The organism is Streptomyces sp. LaBMicrA B280 (assembly GCF_049222185.1).
Lineage (GTDB): Bacteria > Actinomycetota > Actinomycetes > Streptomycetales > Streptomycetaceae > Streptomyces > Streptomyces murinus.
On record NZ_JBMJCT010000062.1, the window covers coordinates 239,560 to 264,666 of the forward strand.

Below are 25,107 nucleotides of genomic sequence, written 5' to 3' on the forward strand. Positions count from 1 at the left end.
ACTACCGGGGCAGGACCACCACATAGGCGGCGGGCTCCCGGTCGTCCGCCGCCATCAGGGCCGTACGGACCACCGCGGCCTGCTGCTCCATCGCGTCCCTGAGCTTCCTCGGGGTCAGATGGACGACCGTGATGCCGAGCCGCTCCAGGTGCTCCCGCTTGCGGGCGTGGCGCGCCCACTCCGTCTCCTCGTCCGACTCGCCCTCCGCGTGCCCGTGCCGCGCCCGGGTGTCCAGCTCGACCGCGACCGCCTGGTCCGGCCAGTACGCGTCCAGGGCACCGAGGCGGGGCCCGCCGGGCAGCCGCAGGTCGACGTTCCACAGCGGGTCCGGCAGGCCGTGCTCGCGCACCATCCGGTACAGCCGGTTCTCCGCGATCGCCCGGCCCTCCGCCACCAGCGAGTCCACCGCGTCCACCACATGCGGCAGCCCGAGCAGCTTGGCGCTGGTCAACTCCCGTACGACGGCGGCCGGTTCGCAGTGCCCGCCACGCACCGCCTCGGTCAGCAGCCGCCGCACCACCGCCCCGTCCCGCAGCTGGGCGACCGCGTCCGCCAGCGCCCGCGGCACCGGCGCCACCGGCAGCCCGGTCACCGTGGCGGGGGTGGGCAGGTCGGCGGTGCGCAGGACGCGGACGTAGCCGGAGGAGCGCAGCCGGCGCTGCCGGGGTACCAGGACGTCGACGTGCTCCAGGTCCGGCAGCGGCGGAGTCCCCGTGAAGCCGTACAGGGCGAGCGCCGCGAGGCCGGTGAGCACCGCGCCCGGGTAGGGCGGCCGGTACGCGTGCCGCCCGGTCGGCTGGGCCGGGACGCCGGGCGCGGGTTCCCGGGCCGCGTACCGCAGGGCGCCGTGCAGCCGCTCCTCGCTCGTCGGCGGCCCGGGGTGCAACACGTAGACGTGCGGCAGCAGTTGGGACCAGGGCCCGCCCGGGCGGCAGCGTGCGGAGAGTTCGGCCGCGGTCACCCCGTGGGCGCGCAGCTGGGCCGTCGTCAGGACCCGCTGATGGGGCTCGGTGAGCGGGCCGAGGTGACCGAGGGAGCGGGAGGAGAGCGGTGCGTTGTGCGTCATGCCCTTCGGATGCCCACCCTTGGTCCCCCCTTTAACCGCTGTTACACGGTCGTCGATAAATGCGGACAAGGTAGTACTAAAGGTCAGGTGTTCGGATGCCGAAAGGGCACCGGAAACCCCTGGTCCGTCCGGGTGCGGACCAGGGGTTACGGCCTTACGGGTACGGGTCCCGTAACGGTCACCGACCGCCAAAGCTCAGGCCAAAGCCCAGCTCGGGCCAAAGCTCGGCTCGGGTCAAAGCTCGGCTCGGGCCGGAGCCCGGCTCGGGCCAGGGGTCAGCCCGCAGCCTGGGCGTCGCACTCCTGCGCGCGCAGGGCGCGCGCCAGGTCGTCCCGCGCCTCCAGCACCAGCCGCCGCAGCGCCGGGGCCGCGTCCGCGTGCGCCGTAAGCCACGCGTCCGCCGCGGCCAGCGTCGCGGGCCGGTCCTGGAGGGCCGGGAACAGCCCGCTGACGATGTCCATGCCGATCTGGATCGAACGTTCCTGCCAGAGCCGGTCGATGGCCGCGAAGTACTTCTCGGCGTACGGCGCGGTCAGCTCTCGCTGACCGGGCTGGTCGAAGCCCGCGATGGTGGCCTCCACCAGCGCGTTCGACAGCGTGTCGGACTCCACCACCTGCGCCCACGCCTGCGCCTTGACGGCCGCCGACGGACGGGCCGCCAGGCAGCGCACCTGGTGGCGCTTGCCGGACGCGGTGTCGTCCCGGGCCAGCTCGGCGGCGATCACGGACTCGTCCGCCACGCCATGGGCGGCCAGCGGGCCGAGGAACGCCCAGCGCAGTTCCTGGTCCACCTCCAGGCCCTCGATCGACGTGGTGCCGTCCAGCAGGTCCTTCAGCAGCGCGAGATCCGGCCCGGCCGAGGCCGTCGAGGCGAAGAAGCGCGCCCAGGCCAGCTGGTGCTCGCTGCCCGCGTCGGCCGCCCGCAGCCGGCGCAGCGCGCCCTCGGCGAGCAGCGCGCCACCCGTCGGCCGCCAGTCGGGGGCGGCGTAGTGGTCCAGCGCGGTGTGGGTCCAGGCGTGCAGCATCTGGAGCACGCCGATGTCCGACTCACGGCTCGCGAACCGCAGCACCAGGGCGATGAAGTCCCGGGCCGGCAGCAGCGCGTCCCGGGTCATGTTCCACAGCGCCGACCAGCACAGCGCGCGCGCCAGCGGGTCGGTCAGGTCGCCCAGGTGCTCCCGGAGCGTGTCCAGCGAGGCCGCGTCGAAGCGGATCTTGCAGTAGGTGAGGTCGTCGTCGTTGACCAGCACCAGGTCCGGGGCCTCGGCACCGGCGAGGTCCGCCACGACCGTGCGCGGGCCCTCCACGTCCGTCTCCACCCGCGCGTACCGTTCGAGGGCGCCGCCCTCGGTCAGCCGGTACAGGCCCACCGCGACCCGGTGCGGACGCAGCTCGGGGTGCGACTCGGCGGCCTCCTGGAGCACCGCGAGCTCGGCGACGCGGGAGTCCTCAAGGAGCACCTGCGGGGTCAGCGCGTTCACCCCGGCCGTCTGCAGCCAGGACCGCGACCAGGCCGTCATGTCCCGGCCGCTGGTCTCGCCGAGCACCGACAGCAGGTCGCCGAGGCGCGTGTTGCCGTAGGCGTGCCGCTTGAAGTAGCGGCGGGCGCCCTCCAGGAAGGCATCCTGGCCGACGTACGCCACCAGCTGCTTGAGGACGGAGGCGCCCTTGGCGTAGGTGATGCCGTCGAAGTTGAGCTTGGCGTCCTGGAGGTCGCGGATGTCCGCGGTGATCGGGTGCGTGGACGGCAGCTGGTCCGCGCGGTACGCCCATGCCTTGCGGCGGTTGGCGAAGGTGATCCAGGCGTCCTTGAAGCGGGTCGCGCCGACGTTGCCGAACGTGCCCATGAAGTCCGCGAAGGACTCCTTCAGCCACAGGTCGTCCCACCAGGCCATGGTGACCAGGTCGCCGAACCACATGTGCGCCATCTCGTGCAGGATCACATTGGCGCGGGCCTCGTACGACGCCTGCGTCACCTTGCCGCGGAAGATGTACTCCTCGCGGAAGGTCACCAGGCCCGGGTTCTCCATCGCGCCCAGGTTGTACTCCGGCACGAACGCCTGGTCGTACTTCCCGAACGGGTACGGGTAGTCGAAGTTCTCGTGGAAGAAGTCCAGGCCCTGCTTGGTGACCAGGAAGACGTCGTCGGCGTCGAAGTGCGGCGCGAGCCCCTTGCGGCACATCGCGCCCAGCGGGATCTCCAGCGTCGTACCGTCCGCGAACGTACGGGAGTAGGAGTCCGTCACATAGTGGTACGGCCCCGCCACCACGCAGGTGATGTACGTCGAGATCGGCTTCGTCTCCGCGAACTTCCAGACGCCGTCGGTGAGTTCACCGGCGCCGTTGCTCCACGCGGTCCAGCCCTCGGGCGCGCGCACCTCGAAGCGGAAGGGCGCCTTGAGGTCCGGCTGCTCGAAGTTGGCGAACACCCGGCGGGAGTCGGCCGGTTCGTACTGCGTGTACAGGTAGACCTCGCCGTCCTCGGGGTCCACGAAGCGGTGCAGGCCCTCGCCGGTGCGGGAGTAGGCGCACTGGGCGTCCACCACCAGCTCGTTCTCCGCGGCCAGGTCCTCAAGGGCGATCCGGGCGCCGTCGAAGACCTCGCCGGGATCCAGGTCCTTGCCGTTGAGCGACACCGCGGTCACGCTCGGCGCGATCAGGTCGGCGAAGCTGGACGCGCCCGGCTCGGTGCAGCGGAAGCGGATCGTGGTGACCGAGCGGAAGGTGCGCGGCTCGCCGGCCGCGTCGCCGACGGCCGACCTGAGGTCCAGGGACACGTCGTATCCCTCGACGGACAGCAGTGCGGCCCGCTCCCGGGCCTCGTCGCGGGAAAGATTCTCACCGGGCACGGCGGCACTCCCTTGTGATCGCGTGATGGGGGCTGAACAGCACCGATCCTGCCATGTGCCCCTGACGGGAATCATCGGGGAATGCCCCCCGGGACGATGTCGTTGATCCCTCAAGAAGACCGTTTCGCTGAGGAGAGCCATGTCCGACACCGCTTCCCCGTCCGGCAAGACCCCTGTCGACTTCTGGTTCGACCCGCTGTGCCCGTGGGCCTGGATGACCTCCCGCTGGGTCCTGGAGGTGGAGAAGCTCCGCGACATCGAGGTCCGCTGGCACGTCATGAGCCTCGCCGTCCTCAACGAGGACAAGCTGGACACGCTGCCCGAGGAGTACCGGGAGATGCTCGCGGTGCGCGCCTGGCAGGGCGTCCGGGTCGTCACCGCCGCCTGGCAGAAGCACGGCCAGGAGGTCGTGGGCCCGCTGTACACCGCGCTCGGCACCCGTATCCACAACAACGGCGAGGGCATCACCCTGGAGTCCATCGCCGGGGCCCTCGCCGACGTCGGTCTGCCCGCCGAGCTGATCGACTACGCCGAGCAGCAGGACTTCGAGTTCGACGCCGAGCTGCGCGCCTCCCACAAGGAGGGCATCGACAAGGTCGGCCAGGAGGTCGGCACCCCGGTCATCGCCGTCCCCGGTGAGGACGGCGAGCAGATCGCCTTCTTCGGCCCCGTCGTCACCCCCGCCCCCAAGGGCGAACAGGCCGCCCGCCTCTGGGACGGCACCCTGGCCGTCGCCTCGGTCCCGGGCTTCTACGAGATCAAGCGGACGCGGACGCAGGGGCCCATTTTCGACTGACCTCCGGGGCCGCGGAGAGCACTGTCGTGATCAACGGGGCAGGGCTTCGCGCAACGCGCGCGCGAGGCCCTGCCCGTCTTGTGCGGTCCCCTCGCTCACGTAAGACAATGCGCCAGCGCCTCGCCCCGCACCCACCGCCCCACCTCCGCCGCCGCGATCCGCGCCCCCTTCTCCGCCACCGCCCGGCTCGCCCCGCCGACATGCGGCGTCAGCACCACCCGCCCCCCGACCGTCCGCAGCCGCGAGTCCGCCGGCAGCGGCTCGTCGGCGTACGTGTCCAGCGCCGCCACCGCGAGCCGACCGTCCTCCAGCGCGTCGCACAGCGCCCCCTCGTCCAGCAGCGCCCCCCGCGCCGCGTTCACCACCACCGCCCCCGGCGGCAGCAGCGCCAGCTCCCGCGCCCCGATCAGCCCCCGTGTCTCCTCGGTGACCCGGGCGTGCAGGCTGATCACCCGCGAGCGCCGCAGCAGCTCGTCCAGCGAGGCCATCCGCAGCCCGTGCATCTCCCCGCGCGCGTACGGGTCGTACACCATCACCCGCGCCCCGAGCGCGCCCAGCACCCGCGCCACCCGGCTGCCGACCGCGCCGTACCCGATGAGTCCGACGGGCAGGTCCTCCACCTCCAGGCCGCTGTGCTCGTACGTGTAGTACCGGGAACCCGCCCAACTCCCTTGCGCGGTGAGGCGGTCATGGGCCTGCGGGATGCGCCGCAGCGCGGCGAGCAGCAGCCCGACGGTGAACTCGGCCGTCGCCGCGGCCTTGCGGCCGGGCGCGCAGCACACCCGGACCCCGTGGGCGCGGGCCGCGCGGAGATTGACGTTCACCGGGCGGGCCCGGCAGACCGCGACCAGCCGTAACTCGGGGCGGGCGGCGAGGACCCGTTCGGTGACCGGTGCCATCTGGGTGACGAGGACGTCCGCCCCGGCGAGGGCCGTGATCAGCTCGTCCTCGGCGTCGCTTGCCTCCTCCACCTCGGCGACGGTGCCGAACGGTTTCTGCGGCCAGTCGAGGGTCAACTCCCGTACATCGCAGTGGGCTTGTCTGGCCAGCGCGGCCGTGATCAGCGAGGGGAGCACGAAGCGGTCGCCGGCGGCCAGTACCCGCACACTGGAGGTCATCACAGGAACACAGGTTGTAATGATCAGCCGAGGGGCGTCAATCCCTGGTGTGTGGGGAAAGCGGGGAAACTCCGAACGCGCCCGGCGCGTACGGCGAAAGGCCCTCCGCGAGTCATGTCCTCACGGAGGGCCTCCCCTCATCCGCCTGCCGTCGTGAAGGGTGAGAAGACGATCACGAGGCAGGGCGCTTCAGCGGCGCGCGGGGCGCGCCGGGGCTCAGGGGGCCAGCAGCAGCGTGTTCGCGCGCGAGGTGGCGGCCTCGTAACGGCGGGCCACGTCCTGCCAGTTGACGACGGCCCACATGGCGTCGATGAAGTCGACCTTCTGGTTCTTGTACTGGAGGTAGAAGGCGTGCTCCCAGGCGTCGAAGACCAGGATCGGCGTGGCGCCCTGGCCGACGTTGCCCTGGTGGTCGTAGACCTGCTCCACGATCAGCCGCCCGCTCAGCGGCTCGTACGCGAGGACGCCCCAGCCGGAGCCCTGCGTGGTGGCCGCGGCCTTGGTCAGCTGGGCCTTGAAACCGGCGAAGGAGCCGAAGGACTCCGTGATCGCGTCGGCGAGCGTGCCCACGCCGTCGGCGGCCAGCGGCTCGCCGCCGCCGTCCTTCGGACCGGTCATGTTCTGCCAGTAGATGCTGTGCAGGATGTGCCCGGAGAGGTGGAAGGCCAGGTTCTTCTCCAGGCCGTTGATCGAACCCCAGGTCTCCTTGTCGCGCGCCTCGGCCAGCTGCTCCAGCGTGTCGTTGGCGCCCTTCACATAGGCCGCGTGGTGCTTGTCGTGGTGCAGCTCGATGATCTCGGGGCTGATCACGGGGGCCAGCGCGGAGTAGTCGTAGGGCAGCTCGGGCAGCGTGTAGACGGGCATGGGTGATCCCCTCCGGAACCTTATTGCAAACTGCTTGCAACTACACGCTAGCAACAACTGCACCAGGGCGACAGGAAGGCTCCCCTTAGTGTCGATACGATCGCGCGGTGATCACTTCCAGCGCCCGCACCACGGTCTTCGACGTCGACGGCACGCTCTGCTTCGACGGACGGACGATCGACGGCAGGATCCGTACCGCCATCGAGACCTGCGAGCGCGCCGGTCACCAGCTGGTCTTCGCCTCCGCCCGGCCGGTCCGCGATCTGCTGCCGGTGCTCGGCGGGGCCTTCCCCACCGCCACGCTGATCGGTGGCAACGGCAGCCTGGTCGCCGTCGGCGGTGAGGTCCGGGCGCGGGCCGCGTTCGAGCCGGGCGACCTCGGCAAGCTGCTGATCGAGGCCGACCGCTACCGCGCGGGCTACCTCGCCGACGGGCCCTGGGACTACGCCTACACCGGGCCGGCCGAGCACCCGATCCTCGGCCGCGTCGACCAGGGGCGGCTCGCCCGCCGGGTCGACCTCGCGGGCCTGCCTGCCGTGGTGAAGTTCCTCGTGGTCGACGCGACCGACATGGCCGCCCTCGCCGAGGCGGGCCGCGTGCTCGGCATGACCGTCAACCACCATCTCGACGAGGCGATCATCGACTTCGCCCCGGGCACCACGAACAAGTGGGAGGCCCTGGCCTCGCTGGGCATCGACCGCTACAACGCCTTCGGCAACGACATCAACGACCTCGACCTGCTGCGCCACGCCCACCACTCGGTCCGGGTCGGCGCCCACCCTGCCCTGGACGGCATCGCCCGCGTCACCGTCACCCCCGACCCGGAGGCCGTGGCCGCCGAGATCTCCCGGCTGGCCGCGCTGCCGCCCGCGGCCTGAGCGCCGCGCCCCGTACGGGTCAGCGCTTGGCGCGCACCCGCTGCCAGGCGTACCCCGCCGCCGCGAGGACGAGCGTCATCGCGCCCGAGGAGTACAGCTGGACGCGGGTGTCGGGCTGCCGTGCCATCAGGACGAAGATCGCGGCCATGCCCGCGAGCGCCACCCAGGTGAGGTACGGGAAGGCCCACATCCGCACGACCAGCCTCTCCGGGGCCTCGCGTTCGATGCGGCGGCGCAGCAGCAGCTGGGAGACGGCGATGAAGATCCAGACGACCAGGATCACCGCGCCGATCATGTTCAGCAGCCACGGGAAGACGTCATCGGGCCGCCAGTAGCTCAGCAGCACACAGACGAAGCCGACCAGGCAGGAGGTGAGCACGCCGATCCGGGGCACCCCGCCGGACACCTTCGCCAGCACCTTCGGGCCCTGGCCGCGCTGGACCAGGGAGTAGGCGATGCGCGAGGAGCCGTAGATGTTGGCGTTCATCGCGGACAGCAGGGCCACGAACACCACGACGTTCATGAGCTGGCCCGCGCCCGGGATGCCGAGGTGGTCCAGGGTCGCCACGTAGGGGCCGCGCGCCACGACCTCCGGGTCGTTCCAGGGCACCAGGGTGACGACGACGGCCATGGAGCCGATGTAGAAGACGGCGATCCGCCACATCGCCGTCTTCACCGCGCGCGCCACGCCCCGCACCGGGTCCTCGGACTCCGCCGCCGCGATGGTGACCGTCTCCAGGCCGCCGTACGCGAAGACCGAGGCGAGCAGGCCGATGACCAGGCCCTGGCCGCCGTGCGGCAGGAAGTGGGTGAGATGGGCGGTGCCGGGTGAGTCCGTGCCGGGCAGCACGCCCGTGACGGCGAGCACGCCGAGCACCAGGAACAGCGAGATCGCGCCGACCTTGAGCGCGGCGAACCAGAACTCGAACTCGCCGAAGTTCTTCACGGCGGCCAGGTTCGTGCCCAGGAAGACCAGCATGAACAGGGCGACCCACACCCACTGCGGGCTGCCCGGCATCCAGCCCTGCGCGATCTTCGCCGCGCCGATGCCCTCCAGGCCCACCGCCGTGCACAGCAGCACCCAGAACGCCCACCCGGCCGCGAACCCGGCCCAGGGGCCGATCGCCCGCTCGGCGTGCGCGGAGAAGGAGCCCGAGGACGGGTACGCGGCCGACATCTCGCCGAGCATCCGCATGACCAGCATCACCAGCAGCCCGGACAGGGCGTAGGCGATCACGATGGACGGTCCGGCGGCGGCGATACCCGCGCCCGATCCGACGAAGAGCCCCGCGCCGATCACACCGCCGAGGGCGATCATCGACAGATGGCGCTGCTTGAGACCATGGGAGAGGGCGGGGTTCTCCGCCAGGCGTGGTGTGTCCGAGCGGGTGGGGCTGGGCATGGGCGCGGCTCTCCCGATGCGATAGGCGGGCGTGCAATGGGCGGGCAAAAACTAACCCAGTCTGGGCGACCCGTCCGCTCACACGGAGAGACCGCCCAGTATCCGGACACCCGCCATTCGGAGAGTGAGACTCCGGTTACACCGCCGCGGGCTCGGGCGCGGGGGTATCCGCCGGGGTGTGTACGGGTGTGTAGTGCGCGGCGTCGCCCTCGATGGAGTAGCTCTCCTTGCCCTCGACACCGACCGGGACATCACCGGCGACGGTCACCCGGTGCAGCCGGCGCGGCAGGTCGTCGTAGTTGTCGATGGCGTAGTGCTGGGTGATCCGGTTGTCGAACAGGACCAGCTCCCGCTCCGCCCAGCGATGGCGCAGGATGTTCTCGGGCCGGGTCACATACGACTGGAGCAGGTCCAGGATCGTGCGGGACTCGCGGACCGACAGGCCCACGATCCGCTGCGCGAACCCGCCGACGAACAGCCCGCGCTCCCCGGTCAGCGGATGGACGCGCACCACCGGATGGGCGGTGCGGAAGGTGATCGAGGTGAACTGGGCGCGGTGGGCCGCCTTCTCCGCGTCGATCTCCTCGTCCGGTACGGCGTAGTCGTAGTCGTTGGTGTGCTCGGCCCACAGCGTGTCGGCGAAGCGGCGCAGCGGCTCGGGCAGATCGCGGTAGGCGCCGGCCGCGTTCGCGATCAGCGTCTCGCCGCCGTACGGCGGGATCGTGATCGAGCGCAGGGTGCTGGCCTGGGGCGGGTTGAGGACGAAGGTGACGTCCGTGTGCCAGTGGTTGGCGCGGCCCCGCTCGCTGTCCACGGGCAGCACGTTCGGGGCGCCCTCGACGGCGCCGACCGTCGGATGGGCGGTGGTCAGCGCGCCGAAGTGCCGGGCGAACGCCTGCTGACCGGCGTCGTCCAGGCCCTCGGCGGCGAAGACCAGCGCCTTGTGGGCGTTCAGCGCCTCGCGGATGCCGGTCACCTCCGCCTCGGTGAGCGGCCGGGTGAGGTCGACGCCCGAGACACGGGCGCCGATGCGCGCGGTGATCTTGGTGATCTCCAGGGACATGGGGATTCCTTTCCGAGAGGTGGGTGTCAGGCGAAGGCGGGGGACAGGTGCTGGTTCGCGGGGCGCGGCAGGCCGTAGCGTTCGCGCAGGGTCCGCCTCGGTCCGTACTCGGTGCGGAAGAGGCCCCGGGCGCGCAGGATCGGTACGACGTGGTCCACGAAGGCGTCCAGGCCCGAGGGCAGCACGGGCGGCATGATGTTGAAGCCGTCGGCCGCGCCCCGGGTGAACCAGGTCTCGATGCGGTCGGCGATCTGCTCGGGCGTCCCGGCGAAGGTCTGGTGGCCGCGCCCGCCGCCGAGCCGGCCGATCAGCTGCCGCACGGTGAGCCGCTCGCGCCGGGCCAGCTCCACCACCAGCGTGTACCGGCTCCTGGCGCCCTGAACGGCGGACTCCGGCGGCAGCTCGGCGGGCAGCTCTCTGTCCAACTCCAGCTCACCGGGCGTGAGTTGCAGCAGCCGTTCCAGGCGCCGCAGCCCGTGCTCGGGCACGATGTGGTCCTCCAGGACCTGCTCGGCCGCCCGCGCCTCGGCCTCCGTCGCGCCGAGCACGGGCACGATCCCGGGCAGCACCTTCAGCTGCTCCGGGTCCCGCCCGGCCCGCTCGGTGCGCTGCTTGACGTCCGCGTAGAAGCACTGCGCGTCGGCGAGGGTCTGCTGCGCGGTGAACACCGCCTCCGCGTACCGCGCCGCGAACGCCCTGCCGTCCGCCGAGGAGCCCGCCTGCACCAGCAGCGGGTAACCCTGCGGGGAGCGCGGCACGTTGAGGGCGCCCGCGACCCGGAAGTACGGCCCCTCGTGCCGGGGCGGATGGATCTTGCCGTCGTCGCCCCAGACGCCGGCCGCCTTGTCGGCGACGATCGTGTCGTCCTCCCAGCTGTCCCACAGCTTCAGCGCCACGTCGAGGAACTCCGCGGCCCGCGCGTACCGTTGGCCGTGCGCGGGCTCCTGCTCCAGTCCGAAGTTGCGGGCCGCCTCCGCGCCCGCGGTGGTGACGATGTTCCAGCCCGCCCGGCCGCCGCTGACGATGTCCAGCGAGGCGAGCCTGCGGGCCAGGTTGTAGGGGGAGTTGTAGGAGGTGGACGCGGTGGCGATCAGACCGATGTGCTCGGTGGCCGTCGCCAGCGCGGTCAGCAGGGTCAGCGGCTCCAGGGCACCGGCCGGACGCTGACCCAGCTCGCCCCACAGCTGGGGGCTGTCGGCGAGGAACAGGCTGTCGAAGGTGCCGCGTTCGGCGGTCCGCGCGAGCCGGGTGTAGTGCAGCGGATCGACATGCGCGTACGGATCGCTCTCCGGGAGCCGCCAGGACGCCTCGTGGTGGCCGGTGCTCATCAGGAACGCGTTCAGATGGAGTCGGCGGGTGGTCATCGGTGGTCCTCCGTGACACCGAGGGCGGCCAGCAGCCGCTCCCGGTACTCGCCCAGGACCGGCTCCCGGTAGGAGCGCGGGTGGGGTCGGTCGATGGTCAGATCGAGGCCGATACGGCCCCGCTCCAGGACGAGGACCCGGTCGGCGAGCACGATCGCCTCGTCCACGTCATGGGTGACGAGCAGCACGGAGGGCCGGTGGCGCTCCCACAGCTCGCGCAGCAGATGGTGCATCCGGATCCGGGTCAGCGCGTCCAGCGCCCCGAACGGCTCGTCCGCCAGCAGGAGTTCGGGCTCACGCACCAGGGCGCGGGCGAGCGCGGCCCGCTGTGCCTCACCACCGGACAGCTCGCCCGGCCAGGCCCGCTCCCGCCCTTCGAGGCCGACCTCGGCGAGGGCGGCCCGGCCGCGCCGCGGGGCGTCCTTCCCGTCCAGGCCCAGCAGCACGTTGTCCAGCACCCGGCGCCAGGGCAGCAGCCGGGAGTCCTGGAACACCACCGAGACCTGCCGCGGCGCCGCGACCTGCCCGGACCCGGCCACCCCGTGATCGAGCCCGGCGATCGCCCGCAGCAGGGTGGACTTCCCGGACCCCGAGTGCCCGAGCAGCGCCGTGAACTGTCCGGCGGGCAGTTCGAGATCGATGCCGTCGAGGATCGTACGTTCGCCGAACGACCGGTGCAGGGAACGCAGTTGGACGGCGGTAGCGGGCCGGGTCAGCTGCTCAGTGTGCGGCGCCATGACAGCACCCTCCGTTCGATCAGACGGACCGCGCTGTCGGAGACCAGGCCGAAGACGCCGTAGATCAGCAGGCCGACGAGGATGGTGTCGGTACGGCCGTAGTTCTGCGCCTGGAACATCAGATAGCCGAGCCCGCTGGTGGCGTTGATCTGCTCCAGCACCACCAGGCCCAGCCAGGAGCCGGTCACCCCGAGCCGCAGCCCCACGAAGAACCCGGGCAGCGCCCCCGGGATCACCACCTGCCGCACGAAGCCGAGCCTCGACAGGCCCTGGACCTCGGCCAGTTCGACATAGCGGCTGTCGATTCCGGCCAGCGCGGCATGCGTGTTCAGATAGACCGGGACGTAGACGACGATCGCGATGATGGCGACCTTGAAGGTCTCCCCGATGCCCAGCCAGAGGATGAACAGCGGGATCAGGCCGAGGGTCGGGATCGCCCGGTTGAGCTGCACGGTCCCGTCGATCAGCGCCTCCCCGGTGCGGCTGAGCCCGGACACCAGCGCCAGCAGCACCCCGGCGGTGAGCCCGATCGTGAAGCCGTACGCGGCCCGGCGCAGCGAGGTCAGCACATCGGTGGGCAGGGTGCCGTCGGTCCACAGACGGCCGAGGGTGCGCAGCACCGTCCAGGGCGCGGGTATCGCGGCCGGGTCGAGCCGCCCGGCGGCCGAGGCGATCGCCCAGGCGGCCAGCACCAGCAGGGGCCCGGCCAGCCGGGCGGCGGGCAGCCGGCGCCCGGCCAGCCGGGCGGCGGGCAGCCGGCGCCCGGGGGAGAGGCGGCGCCGCCGGCGGACCGCGGGCGGCTCCCCGGACGCGACGTTCGGCGGGGTCGGCGTGGTCGTCACGGCGGTCATTTCCGGTACTCCTCGGGCACGGCCCGGGCGGCGATCGCCTCGAAGCGGTGGTCGAACAGGCCCGACACATCCGTCTTCTTCACGAAGCCGCCCTCGGCGAGCAGATCGGCGGTCTCCTGCTCCCACCTGATCGCCTCGTCCCAACACGGCGGGAACAGCGGCTTGTTGGCGAGCGCGGTGATGGACTCGGCCTGCGGGAGGGTCAGGTTCTGCGTCTTGACGTAGAACTCCTCGTTCCAGCGGTCCGGATGCTCGTACTGCCACACCTGGCCCCGGGCCCACCTGGGGATGTACGCGGCGATCGCGGCGGCCTTGGCGGGGTCGTCCAGCGTGGCCTGCGGCGCCCAGAGCAGGTTGAGCAGGTCGACCACGTCGGTGGTGACGGTGCGGGCGCCCTTCGCCGCGTACTGCTTGAGGTAGGCGGGTGCCTGGCTGTTGGCGAGCGGCGCCACGTCCACCTGGCCGGACTGGAGGGCGGTCAGGAACTGGTTGCTGGTCAGCGGCACCAACTCGGCGTCGTCGTACGCCAGATGCGCCTGCTTCAGGGCCCGCAGCAGGACCACGCCCTGCGCCTGCCCCTGCGAGAAGGCGAGCCGCCTGCCCTTGAAGTCGGCCGCGGTGCGGATGTCGCTGCCGGGCCGGGTCGCGAACAGGTAGTTCGGCCTGCGGGTCAGCTCGATCGCCACGATCTTCGCCGCGAGGCCCTGGAACTGCGCCTGGATCGGCGGGATGCCCGCGTTGTTGGCGACGTCCAGGGACCTGGCGCGGAAGGCGTTGATGACATCGGGTCCGGCGCCGATGTTCACCCAGTCGGACACGGTGAACGGCAGCGGCGGGAACTTCCCCAGTCTGAACTGGAGTTGCTCCACGCCCTGGTACGACGTGATCTTCAGGCTGGTCCCGGCGGGGACCCTGGCCGCGAGGGGCCGGGTGGCGGCGGCGCCGCCGGTGTCGGCGGTGGCCACGCCCTTGGCGCAGCCGTCGAGTCCGGCGACGGCGGCGGACGCGCCCAGCAGGGAGGTGAGAAAGAGACGACGGTGCATGGAGGTCTCCCGGAAAGAGCCGGTCAACGGAAACACGGAGAAACTCAAAGGAAATGCGAAGAAGCCCTGGGAAATTCACGGCAACACGCGTGTCACGCGCGGCAAGATGTCAGCAACAGAAGGCGTGACACTCGGTTCGACAGCTCGTGAAGGGGCGCATGACCAGCATGTTCCAGGCCCCGGGCGACCCATGTCAACATTCCGAGTTTCTGAATTAAATACCCTCAGGTGAGGCGCCCAGCGGATCCCGGAACAACGCGTCGAGCAGCACCGAACCGCCCGCGACCGCGAGTACGGAATCGGGAAAACTCGTCGGCAGCACCGCCGCGGAACGGGAATTCCCGGCCGCCTCCCGCAGCGCGTCCAGGCACTCCTCGAAGTGGATGACCCCCACCTCGGTGACCACGACCGTCTCCGGGTTGAGCACATCGAGCAGCAGCGCGGCCGCCCGTCCCGTCGCCCGCGCCCGCTCCACCAGCAGCCGCCGGGCCACCGGGTCCCCGGCCGCCGCCGCGGCCACGACATGCATCGGATTCGCCGAGGCGGTGACCCGGGCCGCCCGCGCCCTGCGGCACAACGTCCGTTCCCCCAGCTCCACTTGGAGGCATCCGGTACGGCCGCACGGGCACGGCTCGGTGCCGCCCGGCACCGGCAGATGCGCGATGGCACCGGCCGCGGACCGGGGCCCGTGGTGCACCTCGTCATGGGTGGCGAACGCCGCGTCGACCACATTGCCCACGAACAGATGCAGCACGCTCCGGCTGCCCCGGGCCCGCCCGAACAGGCGCTCGCCGTTCACCAACGCCCGCGCGTGCCCGTCGACTTCGACCGGCAGACCGGTACGGGCGGCGAGCAGCTCCCGCACCGGCACCTCCCGCCAGCCCAGCAGCTCGTGCTCCACCACGGTGCCCGTCTCCCGGTCCACCCAGCCGCCGACGGCGACCCCGACCCCGAGCGGGCGCCGCCCGGGGGCCTCGGCGAACAGCGCGGCCAGCCCCTCGGCGGCCCGCGCCAGCACCCGCCCGGGATCGGTCCGGTCATGCTTCAGCTCGCGCCGGGCCAGCACCCGCCCGCGCAGATCCAGCAGCGCCACGGTGGTGTACGGCACCGCCACATGCACCCCGCCCACCACGAACCGGGCGTCGTCCAGCTCGACCGGCACATGCGGCCGGCCCACCCCGCGCGAGCGGCGCGGCGCCGGGGACTCCCGGATCAGCCCGAGCCCGGCGAGCCGCGCACAGTGCTCGGTCACCGAAGCGGGCGAAAGACCGGTCAGCCGCGCCACCGTACTGCGCGCCACCGGGCCGTGCTCCAGCACGGACCGCAGCACGGAACTGGCGCTGGCGCGCCGCCGGTCGCGCTCGGCGGCGCGGGGCACGGGGGAGACAAGGGTGGATGCCGCACTGCGGGGCATGGAGAACCGTCCTCGGGACCGGAGCCGGTACATCGGATGACCGGAAAGGACGGGGCGGCGCGACGCCGGGCGGCGGCCCGCCCCTATCCCGGACGGCGACAGGTGGCCGCGCCCTGGCGCCGCAGGTCGACATAGCGACGCGACGTGAAATACCGGGCCTGCGCAACCATGCCCCCGAAGCTAGCAAACCCCCCGACCACTGCCCACCCCTCGCCCACCGACCGAGACGACCCGGGACCCCAGCGGCCGGCCCGGCCGCCGCTTTGGTGGATCCCTACAGACCCGCCGCCGGTCCGCGACGTCTGCTGAAGCACCCCACCCCAGTGACCACCGTCACGCCGAACCCGGTGTGAACCGCGCTTTTGTACGGAGCCCACCAAGCTGTCGATCAACCCTTTGTCGAGCGCTGACGGTGATCGGCCTCGGGGCGCCGGTATAGCGTCGCGATGTCCCACCTGTCCCCTGTCTCCTCACCCCGCGGAGTCCCCATGAGCACCGCCACCGTCAGCGCCCGTCCGGGTGCCGTCCTCGCCGACCTGCTGCCCGCGTCCCGCGCCCGTGACGCCGTCCTCGTGCTCGGCGGTGCCGCGCTCACCGGGCTCGCCGCCCAGCTGTCGGTGCCCGTGCCCGGCTCTCCGGTGCCGGTGACCGGCCAGACCTTCGCCGCGCTGCTGGTCGGCACCGCGCTCGGCGCCCGCCGCGGCTTCCTCTCCCTCGCCCTGTACACGGTGGCCGGCATGATCGGCGTCCCGTGGTTCGCGGAGGGCGACTCCGGCACCGGCGCGGTCTCCTTCGGCTACGTCCTCGGCATGCTGCTCGCCTCCGCCGTCGTGGGCGCCCTCGCCCGCCGCGGCGCCGACCGCTCCCCGCTGCGCACGGCGGGCACGATGATCCTCGGCTCGGCCGTCATCTACGCCGTCGGCGTCCCCTACCTGGCCCTGGCCGCCCATCTCTCCCTCGGCCAGGCGGTCGCCGCCGGCCTCGTCCCGTTCCTGATCGGCGACGCCCTCAAGGCCGCCCTCGCGATGGGTCTGCTGCCGACCGCGTGGAAGTTCGCGGGCAAGCGCTAGCCGCCCACCGGCACAGGACAACGGCCGCGGGGCCCGACGAAGTTCGTCGGGCCCCGCGGCCGTTGTCCGTGGGCGGACCGGGTCAGCCGATGGAGACCTTGTCCGTCGCGGCCTCGGCGGCCCCCGCCGGGGCACGGCGGGACTGGACCGCCTGCTTCACGAAGGCGAGCACCACCACGACCGCCGCCACGCCCAGCGACAGCAGCACGGTCTTGCGGCCGCTGCTCGCGCCCTCCGTGTCGGTGAGCATGTAGCCCAGGACGAAGACGATCAGCGCGGCCGCGGCCCAGGTCAGGTACGGGTACAGCCACATCTTCACGACGAGCTTCTCCGGCGCCTCGCGCTGGATGATCCGGCGCATCCGCAGCTGCGAGAAGCAGATGGCCAGCCACACGAACAGGGCGACCGCGCCACTGGAGTTCAGCAGGAACAGGAAGACGGTGTTCGGGAACTTGTAGTTGAAGAACACGGCCACGAAGCCGAAGACGACCGACGCGAGGATCGCCGCCATCGGCACACCGCGGGAGGTGGTGCGGGCGAACGCCTTCGGCGCGTCACCGCGCTGGCCGAGCGAGAAGGCCATGCGGGAGGCCGTGTAGAGGCCGGAGTTGAGACAGGACAGCACCGCGGTCAGCACGATGACGTTCATGATCTCGCCGGCGTGCGCGATGCCGAGGGAGTTCAGCGCGGCGACGTACGAACCCTGCTTCGCCAGCGACGCGTCGTTCCACGGCACCAGCGTGACCACGACGAGGATCGAACCGAGGTAGAAGACACCGATACGCCAGATGATGCTGTTGGTGGCCTTGGTGACCGCGCGCTGCGGGTCCTCCGACTCACCGGCGGCCAGGGTGGCGATCTCGCTGCCCATGAAGGAGAAGACGACCAGCAGGACACCGGTGAGGATCGAGCCCGGACCGTGCGGCAGGAATCCGCCGTGACTGGTGAGGTTGGAGAAGGACGCGTTGTCGGTGTGCGCGCCCGGCAGCACCCCGAAGATCGCGAGCAGGCCGACGACGATGAACGCGCCGATCGCCACGACCTTGATACCGGCGAACCAGAACTCGAACTCGCCGTAGGAACCGACCGATACGAGGTTCGACGCGGTCAGCACCAGCATCACGATGAGGGCCCAGCCCCACTGCGGCACCGCGGGTACCCAGCCCTCCAGGATCTTCGCGCCGGCCGTTCCCTCGACCGCGAGCACCACGACCCAGAAGAACCAGTACAGCCAGCCGATGGAGAAACCGGCCCAGCGGCCGAGCGCGCGGTCGGCGTGCTCGGAGAAGGAGCCGGAGGTCGGGTTGGCGGCGGACATCTCGCCCAGCATGCGCATCACGAGGACGACGAGGGTGCCGACGAGGGCGTAGGACAGCAGAATGCCCGGTCCGGCCGCGGCGATACCGGAGCTGGAGCCGACGAACAGCCCGGCGCCGATCACACCGCCGATGGCGATCATCGTCAGGTGCCGGTTCTTGAGGCCTGCTTGAAGTCCGGAACCAGGAGGGGTCATGGACGGATTCCTTTGCGCCTGTTGAGCGGGGGTTCTCGTACGGAAACGGGGGTTGCCGTTGTGGGGTCCGATACGGGATTCGTACGAGCGGTGTACGAGTCGGTCCAGTGAATCCGAGGCGAACGAATTCGGGAACCTCTGAATCCGGATTGTTACTTGAGGTTCCCTTGAGGTTCTATGGCCCCGCTCACATTTGACGACGAAATCCGTAGCTCTCCGGGTGTCGCATGAGTCACCTCCGGATGCCTTGACGGACGCCCCTCGAATGCCGTGGACCCCGGGCTGCTGCCCCGATTCCGGCGTGTCACACTCGTCCCATGCGCGTGTACCTCGGCTCCGACCATGCGGGCTTTGAACTCAAGAACCACCTCGTCGAGTGGCTCAAGGCGGCGGGGCACGAGCCCGTCGACTGCGGGCCGCACCTCTACGACGCCCAGGACGACTACCCGCCCTTCTGCCTGCGCGCCGCCGAGCGCACGGCCGCCGACGCCGACGCCCTCGGCATCGTGATCGGCGGCTCCGGCAACGGGGAGCAGATCGCCGCGAACAAGGTGAAGGGCGTGCGCGCGGCGCTGGCCTGGAGCGAGGAGACGGCGTCCCTCGGCCGTCAGCACAACAACGCCAACGTGGTCGCCGTCGGCGCGCGCATGCACAGCACCGAGGAGGCGACCGCGTTCGTCGAGACGTTCCTCGCCACCCCGTTCTCCGGTGACGCGCGCCACATCCGCCGCATCGACATGCTGAGCGACTACGAGACGACGGGCGACCTCCCCCCGATCCCCGCCCACCACCCCCAGCAGTAACCCACCACCTTTGCCTCCGCCCGCGCCCACCCCTCGCCGATCCGCTCGGCGGCGGGTGGGCGTCGTGCTCGGCGGAGGAAGGCGACCGGGGAACGCGCCGGGGAACGCGGCCGGGGAACGCGCCGGGAAACGCGACCGGGGAACGCGCCTAGGCTGAGGGGCGAGGGCTGCCCGCCGGTCGAGTGAGCCGGGCGGGCGGGAGAAGAAGACGAAAGGACGGCCCGCCTTGCCGGAAGGCCACACCATCCACCGGTTGGCACAGGACTACGCCGCCCGCTTCCAGGGCAGTGCCCCCCGCGTCACCAGCCCCCAGGGCAAGTTCTCCGACGCCGCCGCCCTCCTGGACCGCGCCGAGCTGACCGCCACCGAGGCCCACGGCAAGCACCTGTTCCTGCGGTTCCGCGACAGCGACTGGGTCCACATCCACCTCGGCCTGTTCGGCAAGGTCGGCTTCGGCGACGCCCCCGCGCCCCCGCCCACCGACACCGTCCGGCTCCGGCTCGCGAACGACCTGTCGTACGTCGATCTGCGCGGCCCCACCACCTGCGCCCTGATCACCGACGACGAGAAACGCGCCGTCCACTCCCGCCTCGGCCCCGACCCGCTCAGGGCGGACGCCGACCCGGCGGCGGTGTACCGGAGGATCAGCCGCAGCCGTACGACGATCGCCGCCCTGCTCATGGACCAGAAGATCGTGGCCGGCGTCGGCAACGTCTACCGCGCCGAAGTCCTCTTCCGGCACGGTATCGACCCCTACCGCGCGGGCCGCGACCTCACCCCCGCCGAATGGGACGCGATCTGGGCCGACCTCGCCGCCCTGATGCGCGACGGCGTGCGCGACAACCGGATCGACACCGTACGGCCGGAGCACACCCCCGAGGCCATGGGCCGCCCGCCCCGCGTGGACGACCACGGCGGCGAGGTCTACGTCTACCGCCGCGCCACCCGGCCCTGCCACATCTGCGGCGACCCCATCCGCACCGCGGGCCTCGCCGCCCGCAACCTCTTCTGGTGCCCCACCTGTCAGAAGCACTGACACTCCTTCGGGTGGGTTTACGGAATTCCGGTGCCTGAGCGAACCTGTGAACCCGAGCCCCGCACGGGGGACAAGCAGGACCTCCCGTGCCAAGGGGCCGGTGCGATGGATAGGGTCCCGAACTAATGGCAGCAGGACGAGAGACGCGCGCGAAGGCCGAGACGCTCACGGCCCGGTGGAAGATGCAGTGGCACCGGGCCCGCGTCGGGCTGCGCAGAAGCGCCGTCGACTACTTCCGGGGCGACGGCTCCGACTGGATCGCCTTCGCCGGGCTCCTCCTGACCGTCCCGGTCTTCACCGCCCTGACCCTGTTCGACTCCGTGTGGTGCTCCCCGGCCATGCTCGTCCTGCCGATCGTGGCCGGTGGGCTGCTGCTGCGCCCGGCCAGCCTGCTCGGCCTGTACGCGACCGCGGCCACCGCGCTGATCGTGGAGTCGGTACGCCTCGGCCCGTACACCGAGGGCCCCTCGCGGGTCACCCCGGGCGTCGTCCTGGTGGTGGCCGCCTGCGGCTTCTTCGGCCTGCTCACCGCCCAGTTCCGCAGCCGCGTCGGCGTGCCCTGGCGGCGCGGCGGCACCATGCTGTTCGACCTGCGCGAGCGGATCCGGGTGCAGTCCACCCTGCCCAAGCTGCCCCAGGGCTGGCACCACGAGATGGCGCTGCGGCCCGCCGGCGGCCAGTCCTTCTCCGGCGACTTCGTGGTGGCCGCCCGCACCAACGGCGGCCGCACCCTGGAGGTCGTCCTCACCGACGTCTCCGGCAAGGGCATGGACGCCGGATCCCGCGCCCTGCTGCTGTCCGGCGCCTTCGGCGGCCTGCTCGGCTCGCTGCCCCCGCACGCCTTCCTGCCCGCGGCCAACGGCTATCTGCTGCGCCAGGACTGGGACGAGGGCTTCGCCACCTCCATCCACCTCGTCCTGGACCTCGACTCCGGTGACTACGAGCTGTACTCCGCGGGCCATCCGCCGGGCCTCCAGCTCAGCGCCGGTACCGGCCGCTGGGAGGAGAAGTCCGCCGAGGGCCCGCTCCTCGGCGTCTACGACGGCGCCCAGTTCGACTCCGTCAAGGGCTCGCTGCGCACCGGCGACGTCCTGATGCTCTTCACCGACGGCCTGGTGGAGACCTCCGACCGCGACATCGTGGAAGGTATCGACCGCCTCACCGGCGAGGCCGACCGCTATGTCGCCGGCGGCTTCCACGGCGCCGCCTGGCACCTCATCGAGGCCGTCGCCAAGGACGTCAACGACGACCGGGCGCTGCTGCTGATCTGCCGGCAGTCGCCGACGGGGCAGACGGCCCGCTGACACCGGCCGCCGGAGCCGCCGTTCCGTGCCGGGCCTTTGTCACGGAAATTCGCTGATCCTGTGACAGATCGGGCCCTGACTCGACCGCCTGCGCCCGGGAGTTCATAATTATGTTTCGGTATGTGACATGAGCGGCGGACGCCGCGGGAGCCCATACGGGGGAGGCGACATGAAGTTCGACATGGGCGCGCAGACGCTCTCGACGCTGATGCGTGATTCACGCGGGTCCAGCCAGGATCTGGGCACGCTGATCCGGCAGTTGGTGCAGGCCGCCGAGCCGTTGGAAGGAAAGTTCAACGGTGCGGGGCGTACGGCGTTCGACCAGTTCAAGGCGCGCGCGGACGGCATCACGAAGGAGCTGAACGGCTCGCTGGCGGCGATCCTGGGCGGTCAGTCCGGGATGGAGGGTGCCTTCAGCTCGGGTGACCAGGAGCAGGGCGAGAACGCCAAGTCGCAGATGGGCGCCGCCAACTTCGACGCGGCGCGGTTCTCGGGCCGCTGAGCCGCACGCGTCCGGGTTGTTCTGAATTCTTCGAGACGTTCGGTCTCTTCACGGGGAGTGGTGTGTGATGGCGGGTTCTGGCGCGGATCGTCGGTCGTACGACACGGGGGCGTCGGCCGATGTGCAGGGGAACCTCGCGGGGGTGATCGCCCAGCTGGAGTCGGTGATCGCGGCGCGGGACAAGCAGGTGAAGAAGGCGATGGCGGACTTCACGGCCGATGGCGTGGCGGACGAGTACCACGGCAAGGAGCAGCGCTGGAACAACGCGTCGCAGGAGGTGCGGAACATCATCCACCTGCTGAAGACGACGATGGAGAAGAACGACTCGACGGCGCATTCGACGCTGGCGAAGGCGAAGTCGGCGGTCGACAACATCGGCTGACCAGCGGCCGGTTCACGGGGGGTTGGGTATGACGGGCTGGGATCTGCGTCCGCAGGGCATCAGTCAGGTGCTGACGACGACGGGCAAGACGGCGTCGCATCTGGAGACACAGGCCAAGGACTTCGGCGGGCATCTCCAGTCGGCGGCGTCGAGCGCGGGCACGATCTCCGCGGGCGACGGCTCGGGCGGCTCCGGTGGCCAGAGCGGCAAGGGCGGTCAGGACGGCAAGGACGGCGGCGCGACGCAGGGCGGCCTCGTGGCGCTGGCGTTGTCGGAGTACGCCGAGCACGCGACCAAGGACCTTCAGTTCATCGCGGCACGGGCCGGTAAGTCGTTGCAGGGCGCGGTGGACGCGACGACGGCCTATCTGGACGGTGACGAGGCGATGGCGGCGGAGGCGCAGCGCAAGGCGGCCACGCCCGGGGTGACGATGCCGGGAGTGGACAAGCCGTGATCAAGCCGGAGGAGATACCCGAGTTCACCGGTGATCTGGCGCAGTTGGAGAAGGACTGCACCGCGCTGAAGAAGGACGCGGGGCAGGTCCGTTCCACCGGTTCGGATGTGCATACGCAGTTCCAGGGGCTGTCGGCGTACTACAAGGCTCCCGAGGCGGATCAGCTGTTCGCCTCGACGAAGCCGGTGTCGGACCGGGCGGACGCGTTCGGGACGGACCTGGAGACGGTGTCCTCGGCGCTGTCGGGGTACGCGGCGGAGGTCCGTCCGCTGGTGACGAAGCTGCAGCAGCTCAAGCATGACGCGCAGACGTTCGTCGACTCGGTCGAGGGCGACGACGACTGGCAGTACGACGAGGACAAGGTCAAGAAGAACAACCAGCTCCGCGACGATGTCACGGCGACGGTCGCGGCGTTCTGGGCGGCGGAGCGCACCTGCCACAACAAGATCACGGCGTTGTGGCACGGCACCCAGATGATCGCCGGTGACGGCAGCGACAAGAAGAACATGTACGGCTACAGCGCGGCCGATCTGAAGGGCGCGAAGGGGCTGCCGTGGGGCGATCCGGTGGAGCAGAAGCACCACTGGTACGACGTCGGGCACTGGGTGAAGTCGTTCGTCTGGGACGGCATCGTGGTCGACGGCATCTGGGGCACGGTCAAGGGCCTGGGCACCCTGGTCGGTGTCGACGGCTGGGACGCGATGAAGACCGCCTGGAAGGGCCTGGCGCAGCTGGCCACGGGCCTGGCGTTCATGAGCAACCCCGTGCTGGCGGCGGCGTTCTGGGCCACGCCGGACAAGTACATGCCGTCGTGGCTGCGTGAGTCGCGCAACACGATGAAGCAGACCGGCAAGGCGTTGCTGGCGTGGGACGAGTGGGGCAAGAACCCCGCCCGCGCGGCCGGCGGGGTCACCTTCAACGTCGTCACCGCGATCTTCACCGACGGCGCGGGCGCCGCGGCCGAGGGCGCGGGCAAGGCGGGCGCGGTGGCCAAGGCGATCTCGTTCGCGGGCAAGGCGGGCCGGGTCATCGACCCGATGACGTACGTCATGAAGGGCGCGGGCGCCGGTCTGTCGAAGATCGGCGACATCGGCAAGGCCCTCAAGGGCGCCGGGAAGATCGACATCCCCAAGCTCCCCGACAACGCCATCACCCTGCCCGCGGGCACCGTGCATCTGCCGGACGGCACGGTCCGCCTCCCCGAGGGCGCGTCGATCCCCAAGGGCGCCGTCGAACTCCCGGGCGGTGACGTCCGGTTGCCGCACGACGCCCCCTTGCATCCGGCGGGCACGGACCCCCTGCACACCCCCGCGGGCGAGCCCCCGCTGTTCGCCGACGAGCACGGCAACATCGTCGACCACAAGGGCGATGTGCTGATGCACCACGACGGCGGCCCCCCGGACATCACCAGCCACCCCCACTCCGGCTCCGACGTCCCGCACACCCCGTCCCCGGCCAAGGAACCGGCTTTGGTCGGCGCGGCCACCCACGGCGCGGACACCACGGTGCACACCGGCGACCACATCAAGCTCGGCGACAGCGTCGGCCACGACTTCGGCGACACCGGCCGAGCCGGTGAGGACATCACGACCGCTTCCGGCACCCACGTAGGTGGTGACATCCCTGAAAGCCGCCTGGGCGACCACCTTCCGCAGGACACGGCAGGCCATGCGCCCGGCGGTCACGTCGGTGATCACATACCCAGGAACGACCTGAACGACAGTCTTCGCGACGACCACGGTGGCGCGCCCCGCATGGCCGAGAACCACCCGGGCACTCCATCCGCCGTCGGTCACCCTCATGGCTCCGGTCGACCGGACGGCTCGGGCGCGGGCGGCACCCATTCCGACGGCCCGCAGGGTGACGCAGGACATGGCGCTCGCGATCTCCCTGGACACCGTGGCGCACACCCGAGTAGTGACGATGGAATCCCGGACCATGACGAAGCGGGTCACGACGGAGACGGCACAGGCACGGATCACGAAGGCTCCGCGGACGGTGGGGCGGACACGGGTCCCGCCCACGGAGACGGCGATCCGTACGCTGGACACGAGCCCGACCTCTCCCGGCGTGCCCTGCTTCCCGCGGACGGCCCGCTCACACTGAGAGATGTACGCAACTCGCGCGATGTGCGCACGCGTTGGGAGCGCGGCGAGGAGTTCCATCGACAGATGTGGGGCGGCGGGCCGGAGCGTCACTACCCCGTTCCCACCAATTCCGATCACAGGTATCCGGTGACGGCCAAGGGCGGGCGCAAGGTCGACGTTCCGGTCGACCTGCCAGACGGGCGGACTGTTGCCGTCGAGGTGAAGACCTATGGCCCGTACCGCACTATCACGCTGAAGGACGGCTCTCACCAAACGATCAAGAACGAAGTCCCGCTGAGTAAGCACATCAAGGAGCAGATACACAAGGATGTCGCGTTGCGCAGAATGAATCCTGGATATGACCCTCGCTGGTCTTTCACGCACGCCGGGCCTTCCAGTGAACTGCGCGAGTACCTCAAGAAGGCGAAGATAATATTCCTCGAATACGGTCCCACTCCCAAGAAGGATCAGTGGGATTTGCCTCCCGGGAAGAAGTAGACTGGCTCCGGGT

At 71.1% G+C, this 25,107-nt stretch carries 22 protein-coding genes; 10 read left to right on the forward strand and 12 right to left on the reverse strand.

The window, feature by feature from the left end:
* Window position 1: 1 nt before the first annotated feature.
* Both ACLF5H_RS34145 and pepN read right to left on the reverse strand, forming a co-directional pair.
* On the reverse strand, window positions 2–1,066 hold the full coding sequence (locus ACLF5H_RS34145; RefSeq protein ID WP_421679884.1) for a hypothetical protein: 1,065 nt from the start codon (window positions 1,064–1,066) through the stop codon (window positions 2–4).
* A 275-nt stretch (window positions 1,067–1,341) separates the two neighbouring features.
* Window positions 1,342–3,915: an aminopeptidase N gene (gene pepN / locus ACLF5H_RS34150; RefSeq protein WP_421679885.1), complete on the reverse strand. Its 2,574-nt coding sequence runs from the start codon at window positions 3,913–3,915 to the stop codon at window positions 1,342–1,344.
* Between the two features lie 139 nt (window positions 3,916–4,054).
* On the opposite strand from pepN, the gene ACLF5H_RS34155 reads away from it, so the two are divergent.
* Entirely contained in the window at window positions 4,055–4,711 is a 657-nt protein-coding gene (locus tag ACLF5H_RS34155; RefSeq protein WP_421679886.1) for a DsbA family protein, read from the forward strand.
* Window positions 4,712–4,806: 95 nt separating this feature from the next.
* Here the strand turns inward: ACLF5H_RS34155 and ACLF5H_RS34160 are convergent, their stop codons facing one another.
* Together ACLF5H_RS34160 and ACLF5H_RS34165 are read right to left on the reverse strand one after the other, a co-directional pair.
* Entirely contained in the window at window positions 4,807–5,829 is a 1,023-nt protein-coding gene (locus ACLF5H_RS34160) for a 2-hydroxyacid dehydrogenase (RefSeq protein WP_421679887.1), read from the reverse strand.
* Between the two features lie 216 nt (window positions 5,830–6,045).
* Entirely contained in the window at window positions 6,046–6,693 is a 648-nt protein-coding gene (locus ACLF5H_RS34165; RefSeq protein ID WP_421679888.1) for a superoxide dismutase, read from the reverse strand.
* A gap of 107 nt (window positions 6,694–6,800) precedes the next feature.
* Between ACLF5H_RS34165 and ACLF5H_RS34170 the strand changes: the two genes are divergently transcribed.
* Entirely contained in the window at window positions 6,801–7,571 is a 771-nt protein-coding gene (locus ACLF5H_RS34170; protein ID WP_421679889.1) for an HAD hydrolase family protein, read from the forward strand.
* Window positions 7,572–7,590: 19 nt separating this feature from the next.
* Here the strand turns inward: ACLF5H_RS34170 and ACLF5H_RS34175 are convergent, their stop codons facing one another.
* The 7 genes from ACLF5H_RS34175 to ACLF5H_RS34205 all read right to left on the reverse strand — a co-directional run bounded on the left by ACLF5H_RS34175 (window position 7,591) and on the right by ACLF5H_RS34205 (window position 15,445).
* Entirely contained in the window at window positions 7,591–8,973 is a 1,383-nt protein-coding gene (locus ACLF5H_RS34175) for an amino acid permease (RefSeq protein ID WP_421679890.1), read from the reverse strand.
* A 136-nt stretch (window positions 8,974–9,109) separates the two neighbouring features.
* Window positions 9,110–10,036, reverse strand: a complete 927-nt coding sequence (locus ACLF5H_RS34180; RefSeq protein ID WP_421679891.1) for a TauD/TfdA dioxygenase family protein — start codon at window positions 10,034–10,036, stop codon at window positions 9,110–9,112.
* A 26-nt stretch (window positions 10,037–10,062) separates the two neighbouring features.
* Window positions 10,063–11,400: an LLM class flavin-dependent oxidoreductase gene (locus ACLF5H_RS34185; RefSeq protein WP_421679892.1), complete on the reverse strand. Its 1,338-nt coding sequence runs from the start codon at window positions 11,398–11,400 to the stop codon at window positions 10,063–10,065.
* On the reverse strand, window positions 11,397–12,137 hold the full coding sequence (locus ACLF5H_RS34190) for an ABC transporter ATP-binding protein (protein ID WP_421679893.1): 741 nt from the start codon (window positions 12,135–12,137) through the stop codon (window positions 11,397–11,399). The genes ACLF5H_RS34185 and ACLF5H_RS34190 overlap by 4 nt, the downstream gene beginning before the upstream one ends.
* Entirely contained in the window at window positions 12,113–12,988 is an 876-nt protein-coding gene (locus ACLF5H_RS34195; protein WP_421679894.1) for an ABC transporter permease, read from the reverse strand. Before ACLF5H_RS34195 ends, ACLF5H_RS34190 begins: the two co-directional genes overlap by 25 nt.
* A complete protein-coding gene (locus ACLF5H_RS34200; RefSeq protein WP_421679895.1) occupies window positions 12,985–14,031 on the reverse strand; it encodes an ABC transporter substrate-binding protein in 1,047 nt (348 codons plus the stop codon). Before ACLF5H_RS34200 ends, ACLF5H_RS34195 begins: the two co-directional genes overlap by 4 nt.
* 214 nt (window positions 14,032–14,245) lie before the next feature.
* Window positions 14,246–15,445: an ROK family protein gene (locus ACLF5H_RS34205; RefSeq protein WP_421679896.1), complete on the reverse strand. Its 1,200-nt coding sequence runs from the start codon at window positions 15,443–15,445 to the stop codon at window positions 14,246–14,248.
* A 488-nt stretch (window positions 15,446–15,933) separates the two neighbouring features.
* On the opposite strand from ACLF5H_RS34205, the gene ACLF5H_RS34210 reads away from it, so the two are divergent.
* A complete protein-coding gene (locus ACLF5H_RS34210) occupies window positions 15,934–16,515 on the forward strand; it encodes a biotin transporter BioY (protein WP_159701352.1) in 582 nt (193 codons plus the stop codon).
* Window positions 16,516–16,597: 82 nt separating this feature from the next.
* Here ACLF5H_RS34210 and ACLF5H_RS34215 read toward each other — a convergent pair whose 3' ends face one another.
* The gene (locus ACLF5H_RS34215; RefSeq protein WP_421679897.1) at window positions 16,598–18,028 is read right to left on the reverse strand and encodes an amino acid permease; all 1,431 of its coding nucleotides are present in this window, start codon (window positions 18,026–18,028) and stop codon (window positions 16,598–16,600) included.
* A 317-nt stretch (window positions 18,029–18,345) separates the two neighbouring features.
* On the opposite strand from ACLF5H_RS34215, the gene ACLF5H_RS34220 reads away from it, so the two are divergent.
* From ACLF5H_RS34220 to ACLF5H_RS34250, 7 genes are all read left to right on the forward strand, one after another.
* Window positions 18,346–18,831, forward strand: a complete 486-nt coding sequence (locus ACLF5H_RS34220; protein WP_421679898.1) for a ribose-5-phosphate isomerase — start codon at window positions 18,346–18,348, stop codon at window positions 18,829–18,831.
* 226 nt (window positions 18,832–19,057) lie between these two features.
* Window positions 19,058–19,867 (forward strand): Fpg/Nei family DNA glycosylase, encoded by an 810-nt coding sequence (locus ACLF5H_RS34225; protein WP_421679899.1) that lies wholly within the window; start codon window positions 19,058–19,060, stop codon window positions 19,865–19,867.
* Between the two features lie 125 nt (window positions 19,868–19,992).
* Window positions 19,993–21,171 carry a PP2C family protein-serine/threonine phosphatase gene (locus tag ACLF5H_RS34230; protein ID WP_421679900.1) on the forward strand — a complete coding sequence of 393 codons (1,179 nt, stop codon included), beginning with the start codon at window positions 19,993–19,995 and terminating at the stop codon, window positions 21,169–21,171.
* 169 nt (window positions 21,172–21,340) lie between these two features.
* Entirely contained in the window at window positions 21,341–21,673 is a 333-nt protein-coding gene (locus ACLF5H_RS34235; RefSeq protein ID WP_037651814.1) for a hypothetical protein, read from the forward strand.
* Between the two features lie 67 nt (window positions 21,674–21,740).
* On the forward strand, window positions 21,741–22,055 hold the full coding sequence (locus ACLF5H_RS34240; protein WP_086808276.1) for a pore-forming ESAT-6 family protein: 315 nt from the start codon (window positions 21,741–21,743) through the stop codon (window positions 22,053–22,055).
* A 28-nt stretch (window positions 22,056–22,083) separates the two neighbouring features.
* On the forward strand, window positions 22,084–22,509 hold the full coding sequence (locus tag ACLF5H_RS34245) for a DUF6507 family protein (protein ID WP_421679901.1): 426 nt from the start codon (window positions 22,084–22,086) through the stop codon (window positions 22,507–22,509).
* Entirely contained in the window at window positions 22,506–25,094 is a 2,589-nt protein-coding gene (locus ACLF5H_RS34250; RefSeq protein ID WP_421679902.1) for a hypothetical protein, read from the forward strand. Before ACLF5H_RS34245 ends, ACLF5H_RS34250 begins: the two co-directional genes overlap by 4 nt.
* Window positions 25,095–25,107 lie beyond the last annotated feature (13 nt).